We start from the raw sequence: 7,058 nt of genomic DNA, 5'->3' as shown, positions 1-7,058 counted from the left end.
CAGTTATCATCTAAGCCATTCCAATAACAAGCTGGTTTCAATTAAAAACATTCAGCGATAATCACTCCAACATTCCCGCCTATTTCCCCACAAATAGGCGTTTTTTTTATTCACAAATCTTTTAGATTCCCTATAATAAACCATCTCAAAATCATAATTAGGAAATAAACAATGACTGATATTAATACTGTTCTCGCAGAACTTAAGCGTGGCACTGATGAAATTCTTTCCGAAGCGGATTTAATCGAGAAACTCAAAGAGAATCGTCCGTTAAAAATAAAATTAGGTGCAGATCCTACGGCACCGGATATTCACTTAGGGCATACTGTGGTGCTCAATAAATTACGCCAATTCCAACAGCTTGGTCACGATGTTTATTTCTTAATTGGTGATTTTACCGGTATGGTGGGCGATCCTTCCGGCAAAAACACAACCCGCCCTCCCCTTAGTCGTGAAGATGTATTACGCAATGCGGAAACCTATAAAGAACAAATTTTCAAAATTCTTGATCCGCAAAAAACCAAAATCGTCTTTAATTCCGAGTGGTTGGGTCAATTAGGTACGGAAGGGATAATTCGCCTTGCGAGCAATTACACCGTTGCCCGTATGCTTGAGCGTGATGATTTCAAAAAACGCTTTACCAATAACCAACCCATTGCAATTCATGAATTTATTTATCCCCTATTACAGGGGCATGATTCCGTGGCTCTTGATGCCGATGTGGAACTTGGCGGTACGGATCAAAAATTCAATTTATTAGTGGGTCGTGAATTACAAAAATCAGCCGGTAAAAAACCGCAAGTGGCTATCACCATGCCGTTACTTGTGGGCTTAGACGGAGAGAAAAAAATGTCAAAATCCCTTGGAAACTATATCGGTGTTACCGATGCGCCAAATGATATGTTCGGCAAAGTCATGTCTATTTCCGATGAGTTAATGTGGGATTGGTACAATTTGCTTTCATTCCGTCCATTAACTGAAATTGAGCAATTAAAAGTCGATGTGAAAAATGGCAAAAATCCTCGTGATGTGAAAATTTTACTGGCGAAAGAATTAATTGCCCGTTTCCACGATGAAGCAGCGGCCAATGCGGCAGAACAAGAATTTATCAACCGTTTCCAAAAAGGCGCAATGCCGGATGAAATGCCTGAATTTACCTTTAACGGTGAAATAGGTTTAGCAACCTTGTTAAAAGAAGCAGGGTTAGCCCCTTCCACTTCTGAAGCGATTCGTTCCGCACAACAAGGCGGTGTGAAAATCAATGGTGAAAAAATTGATAACCTCAAAGAAAATGCACCAAAAGGTACAAATGTTTATCAAGTGGGTAAACGTAAATTTGCCCGTGTGACAGTGGAATAATAAACTCAACGAGAAATAACCGCACTTTTTAAAGTGCGGTTATTTTCTAACATGAATTAGTGTAGATAAAGAATTTACATCCTAGTCTATTTTATAAGGAAGATTACTATGAGCCAGAAAATTTGGGTAACCGGTGATGCCGTAGTTGATTTAATTCCTGACGGCAAAGATCATTATTTGCGCTGTGCCGGCGGCGCACCGGCAAATGTCGCGGTGGGCGTAGCCCGTTTAGGCGGACAAAGCGCCTTTATTGGTCGTGTAGGGAAGGATCCGCTCGGTCAATTTATGCAAGAAACCTTAAATACCGAAGGTGTGAATACTACCTATATGATTTTAGATCCACAACATCGCACTTCAACTGCGGTTGTCGGGCTCGACAACGGTGAACGTAGTTTCACTTTTATGGTAAACCCGAGTGCCGATCAATTTCTGCAAACCGGTGATCTGCCGCCATTTCAAGCCGGAGAATGGTTACATTGTTGTTCGATTGCACTCATTAATAACCCATCACGGGAAGCGACCTTTGAAGCCATTCGCCGTATTAAAGTTGCAGGGGGATTTTTCTCTTTCGATCCAAATTTGCGTGAATCTCTATGGTCTAGCCTAGAGAAAATGAAAACCGTTGTAATGGAGGCTGTCGCATTAGCGGATGTATTGAAATTTTCCGAGGAAGAACTCACTCTTTTAACCAATACATATAGCCTTGAAAAAGCCTTTGAACAAATTACTACACTCTATCCGGAAAAACTAGTTATCGTCACCCTCGGAAAAGACGGGGCTTTGTATCACCTTGCCGGCAAAAAAGATGTTGTTGCGGGTAAAGCTTTAAAACCCGTTGATACCACCGGAGCTGGCGATGCCTTTGTGGGTGGATTATTAGCCGGTCTTTCTCAACATGAAAATTGGAAAGACAACGATGTGTTGGTTAAAATTATACACCAAGCGAATGCTTGTGGTGCGTTGGCAACAACGGCAAAAGGTGCAATGTCAGCTTTGCCAAATAAAGTACAATTGGCTGAATTTTTGGCAAACTAATCCTAAGGTGTGTGAATTTATCTCACTCACCTTCTGTTAAAATGCGGTCATAAATGGAGGTATTTTTATGAAACTATGGTATTCCGATTCCAGCCCTTACGCTCGAAAAGTACGCAGTGTGATTCATTATCACCAATTACAAAATCAAATTGAATTACTACAAGCGACAAGCGGAATGGATAAACATTCACCACACAATCAAGATAACCCTCTTGGGCGCTTGCCTGCTCTCCAAATGGCAAATGGTGAATGGCTATATAACAGTTCGCTGATTGCAGAATATCTCGATCACTTAGGTTCACAACCTTCACTTTATGGCAGTGGAGAGCAACGTTGGCAAATTCTCCGCTTACATTATTTAGCCGATGGTGTTTTAGAAAATGAAATATCCGTTATACCTGAAAAACGCCTACGCCCCCAGTCAGAATGGTGGTTAGAACGACATCAACAAATTTTTCAACGAACGGAACAAAGCCTTATAGCTATTCAAAAATCCATTGATTTATTCGGTGAAGAGCTCAATATCGGTACGCTAAATACGGTTTGTGTCATTGATTTTCTACTATTCCGTAATGATTGGACTTACGCCACAAATCATTCCGTGATGGAATCATTGAAATCATGGGCGAAAAAAATGAACACTCGCTATGATTGTTTAAATGAAACTTACCCCAAATAGGACAACGATGATTATCTTCAATAACGGCAAATACAAAAGTCTTCTCTCTGCAGAACAAGGCGAACTTGATAGCATACGCAAAACCGTGGAAAGCGATAAAGATTTCTATCCCACTTACCACCTTGCGCCACCTACCGGGCTATTAAATGATCCGAACGGGCTCATTTTTGACGGAGAAAAATATCACCTTTTTTATCAATGGTTTCCTTTCGATGCCATACACGGAATGAAACATTGGAAGCATTTCATCACTCATGATTTCCAAACCTATCATGCCGCCGATAATTTAATTCCTTGTGAATTATTTGAATCTCACGGTTGCTACTCCGGTGGTGCATTAAAAATCGGCGACAAATTACCCATCTTCTATACCGGTAATACCCGTCGTGCAAGTGATAACCAACGTGTGCCTTATCAAAATCTGGCAATTTTTGATTTAAACGGAAAATTGCTGAACAAACGCCCGCTAATCGAAATGCCCCCAGAAGGTTATACGGAACACGTGCGAGATCCGAAACCTTACCTGACAAAAGAAGGAAAAATCCGTTTTATTTGTGGCGCACAACGTGAAAATCTTACCGGCACCGCCATTATTTTTGAAATGGATCATTTGGATGATACACCGAGATTAATAGGGGAATTGTCTGTTCCGGCTTTTAATAATCAAAATGTGTTTATGTGGGAATGTCCGGATTTATTGAAATTAGGCGACAAAGATATTTTCGTCTGGTCACCACAAGGAAAAAATCGTGAGACACATCAATTCCAAAATAACTATCACGCTACCTATGCCATTGGGCAATTAAACGGCAATACACTGGAAGCGGCACACATTGCCGAGCTTGATCAGGGTTTTGATTTCTATGCCCCTCAAACTTTTGGCGGTTTAGAAAATAAAACAAACACTATAATGTTTGGCTGGATCGGCTTGCCGGATTTAACTTATCCAACGGACAAATTCAAATGGCATTCTGCCCTCACCATGCCACGAGAAGTGCATATTGAAAATAATCGTCTCTATCAACGCCCGATTGCCAAAATTTATGAAAATATGACCGCACTTTCCGCACGCACTTTGCAAGAAAAAACTACGATAGAATTTTTAGATCGTGCCTATTTAAAATTTGATGCAGAAAATCAGCCCTTTAACTTATCTTTCTTTACCAATGAAGAAGGTGAAACGCTGACTTTATCCTATGAAAACGGCTTAATCTGTTTGGATCGCAGCCAATCGGCACAAACAACGGAATTAATGAAGAAATTCGGTGAACAACGCTATTGTGAAATCGATGATCTTCGCACAGTGGAAATTTTCTTTGATCGTTCGATTGTGGAAATTTTCTTTAATAATGGAGAAAAAGCAATGACATCAAGATTTTTTATTACAAATCGAGAAAATATTATTGTAACAAACCGTACTTTAAATATTGAACTTGGCTTTCCGAAAGCAATCACCTATGTTTAACCGACATTAAGTCAAAATCGAAAATATAGACGGCGATATTCCGTTTTGTCTAAAAAATAGAATTGAATGGAAAAACTGAAAAGAGAGGAAAATATGATAAAACTTACTGCTCAAGACATTATTGAATTATTCAATCAACGTAGTTCAACCCGTTATTACGATTCGAGTAAAAAAATCAGTGATGAAGATTTCCACGCCATTTTAGAATGTGCCCGTCTTTCACCAAGTTCTGTTGGATCAGAGCCTTGGAAAATATTAGTCATTCAAAACAAAGCTTTACGGGACAAAATTAAACCCTTTAGCTGGGGAATGATGAATCAGTTGGATAATTGTAGTCATATGGTTGTCTTGCTTGCGAAGAAAAACGCCCGTTATGACAGTCCGTTTTTTGTGGATGTGATGACGAGAAAAGGGCTAACTGAAGAACAGCAACAGCAAGCCTTGGCAAAATACAAAACGCTTCAAGAAAACGATATGAAATTGTTAGAAAGTGACCGCACTTTATTCGATTGGTGTAGTAAACAAACCTATATTGCCCTTGCTAATATGCTGACAGGTGCTGCTGCAATGGGGATTGATTCTTGTCCGATTGAAGGTTTCCATTATGATTTGATGAATCAAACCCTTGCTGAAGAAGGATTATTTGATCCGAATGAATACGGTGTATCTGTTGCCGCAACATTCGGCTACCGTGCCCGTGATATTGCGAAGAAATCCCGTAAAACGATGGATGAAATTGTCACTTGGGTGGAATAATCCCAGCATTAGCTTATACAAAATTTATATTCATTTTGTAGGGACGCCACACTGGCGTCCGAATCTAAAGCACTGAAATTTTTTTATAACGGACACACGGCAGTGTGTCCCTACAAAGTACATCAATTCAATTGCTTGCTATCATCCATCAAACTATCACATTCCCAACCAATATAATCACCCATAAATTGTTGGGCCAGTTTTTCAAATTTTTCCACTTGTTCAAAAATTTCTCCATTATCGAGGGAAAGTTCTTGCTCCAGTTTCACTAGATAATAAGGCTCATCCTCCTTGTTAAACTGAATAGGTTGCGCAGAATATTGCAATGTTGCAAAGGAGTAATCTCCCACACTCAATTCCTCCATAAAGGGAAACATTTTCTGCTCTTCATCAAAATGAAAACTATGTTCCACTAAATAAGTATCACTTAAATCACGCCCTTTACTTTGCAGTAAACCTAACAATTCTTCGGTAGCATTCATTTTGATCTCAAGGGGTGAAGCAAGTAAAAAATCAAAATAAGTATCCCAATTCGGATCATCTTGAACACTCACCTCTTTCACAAAATCAATTTGTGATAAGGTTTCAAGTAAGATTTCCGAATGTTCACAATAGAAATGCATTTTAGCCTGCCCGTTACAAATAAAATGTCCGGCAAAAAATACATTCGGAAGTGCGGTCAGTTGCGCCAAAATTTTGAATATACGATTAATAAGTTTATCGTATTCTTCCTCTGACGGAAGCCCACTCTCATCACTCTCATAATTAATGGCAAATTGCACAATTTTATTGCAATTCTTACCATGAAATTTGTCAAGATTTTCAATATTTGCAGTAAACACAGCAGGCATATCATTCACCATAGAACGATAATTCTGCCAATTTGCCATATCCATGTTTTCGTCCTATTTAAATTCCGCCCAAATCGGTGCGTGATCAGAAGGCTTTTCCATAGCCCGAATATCTAAAGCAATGCCGGCATCAACACAGCGTTCTGCTAATACTTGATTCACCAAAATATGATCAATACGTAAGCCACGATTATCATCAAAGCCTTTTGAACGGTAATCAAACCAAGAGAATTTATCATTTGCGGTTGGGTTTAGTCTGCGGAAACTGTCCTCCAAGCCATAATCATATAAACGCTGATACCATTCTCGCTCTTCAGGTAAAAACGAGCATTTTCCGGTACGCAACCAACGCTTACGATTTTCCTCCCCAATGCCAATATCCAAATCATTCGGGCTAATATTCATATCCCCCATAATTAAAACCGGGTTGGCTTTATCATGGTCTTGCTCTAAATAACGCTGTAAATCGGCGTAAAATTTTTCTTTTGCCGGAAATTTTGTTTCGTGGCTACGGCTTTCGCCTTGTGGGAAATAGCCGTTAATCACCGTCAGAAAACCAAAATCCGTTTCCAAATCCGCCATAATAATGCGTTTTTGCGCATCCTCACCATCTGTTGGAAAACCACGGTGAACGGCTTTCGGTTCTTGCTTGGTCAATAACGCCACGCCATAATGCCCTTTTTGCCCATGATGAAACACGTGATAGCCTAAATTTTCCGTGATTTCATAAGGAAAAGCCTCATCTGCCACTTTAATTTCCTGTAAACCAATTACATCCGGTTGGTATTTTTCAATCACTGCCTCTAACTGATGGGGACGGGCACGCAAGCCATTAATATTAAAAGAAATAAATTTCATTGAAGTTCCTGTTTGTAAAAAAGAGGGGAAAAAGCGCAGTGTATTATACAGTATC

At 39.7% G+C, this 7,058-nt stretch carries 7 protein-coding genes; 5 read left to right on the top strand and 2 right to left on the bottom strand.

The window, feature by feature from the left end:
* Nucleotides 1–171: 171 nt before the first annotated feature.
* The 5 genes from tyrS (at nt 172) to BKK47_RS08695 (ending at nt 5,294) form a co-directional block, all read left to right on the top strand.
* Entirely contained in the window at nt 172–1,359 is a 1,188-nt protein-coding gene (gene tyrS / locus BKK47_RS08715) for a tyrosine--tRNA ligase (protein WP_077494471.1), read from the top strand.
* A gap of 108 nt (nt 1,360–1,467) precedes the next feature.
* The gene (locus tag BKK47_RS08710) at nt 1,468–2,394 is read left to right on the top strand and encodes an aminoimidazole riboside kinase (protein WP_077494470.1); all 927 of its coding nucleotides are present in this window, start codon (nt 1,468–1,470) and stop codon (nt 2,392–2,394) included.
* A 67-nt stretch (nt 2,395–2,461) separates the two neighbouring features.
* The gene (locus BKK47_RS08705) at nt 2,462–3,073 is read left to right on the top strand and encodes a glutathione S-transferase N-terminal domain-containing protein (RefSeq protein ID WP_077494469.1); all 612 of its coding nucleotides are present in this window, start codon (nt 2,462–2,464) and stop codon (nt 3,071–3,073) included.
* 7 nt (nt 3,074–3,080) lie between these two features.
* Nucleotides 3,081–4,538 (top strand): glycoside hydrolase family 32 protein, encoded by a 1,458-nt coding sequence (locus BKK47_RS08700; RefSeq protein WP_077494468.1) that lies wholly within the window; start codon nt 3,081–3,083, stop codon nt 4,536–4,538.
* Between the two features lie 93 nt (nt 4,539–4,631).
* Nucleotides 4,632–5,294: an NAD(P)H-dependent oxidoreductase gene (locus BKK47_RS08695; protein WP_077494473.1), complete on the top strand. Its 663-nt coding sequence runs from the start codon at nt 4,632–4,634 to the stop codon at nt 5,292–5,294.
* A 122-nt stretch (nt 5,295–5,416) separates the two neighbouring features.
* Here BKK47_RS08695 and BKK47_RS08690 read toward each other — a convergent pair whose 3' ends face one another.
* The gene (locus tag BKK47_RS08690; protein ID WP_077494467.1) at nt 5,417–6,190 is read right to left on the bottom strand and encodes a TIGR01619 family protein; all 774 of its coding nucleotides are present in this window, start codon (nt 6,188–6,190) and stop codon (nt 5,417–5,419) included.
* A gap of 9 nt (nt 6,191–6,199) precedes the next feature.
* A complete protein-coding gene (gene xthA / locus BKK47_RS08685) occupies nt 6,200–7,003 on the bottom strand; it encodes an exodeoxyribonuclease III (RefSeq protein ID WP_077494466.1) in 804 nt (267 codons plus the stop codon).
* Nucleotides 7,004–7,058 lie beyond the last annotated feature (55 nt).

The sequence above is a fragment of the Rodentibacter mrazii genome (assembly GCF_001998825.1).
GTDB classification, from domain to species: domain Bacteria; phylum Pseudomonadota; class Gammaproteobacteria; order Enterobacterales; family Pasteurellaceae; genus Rodentibacter; species Rodentibacter mrazii.
Note: the sequence above shows the minus strand (reverse complement) of the source record. Positions and strands in the feature narration are given on the sequence as shown.

Bases quoted from the DNA above. Each gene is read 5' to 3' on its own strand.
- BKK47_RS08710 (WP_077494470.1), top strand. From the start codon at position 1,468: ATGAGCCAGAAAATTTGGGTAACCGGTGATGCCGTAGTTGATTTAATT.
- BKK47_RS08690 (WP_077494467.1), bottom strand. From the start codon at position 6,190: ATGGATATGGCAAATTGGCAGAATTATCGTTCTATGGTGAATGATATG.
- BKK47_RS08700 (WP_077494468.1), top strand. From the start codon at position 3,081: ATGATTATCTTCAATAACGGCAAATACAAAAGTCTTCTCTCTGCAGAA.
- xthA (WP_077494466.1), bottom strand. From the start codon at position 7,003: ATGAAATTTATTTCTTTTAATATTAATGGCTTGCGTGCCCGTCCCCAT.
- tyrS (WP_077494471.1), top strand. From the start codon at position 172: ATGACTGATATTAATACTGTTCTCGCAGAACTTAAGCGTGGCACTGAT.
- BKK47_RS08695 (WP_077494473.1), top strand. From the start codon at position 4,632: ATGATAAAACTTACTGCTCAAGACATTATTGAATTATTCAATCAACGT.
- BKK47_RS08705 (WP_077494469.1), top strand. From the start codon at position 2,462: ATGAAACTATGGTATTCCGATTCCAGCCCTTACGCTCGAAAAGTACGC.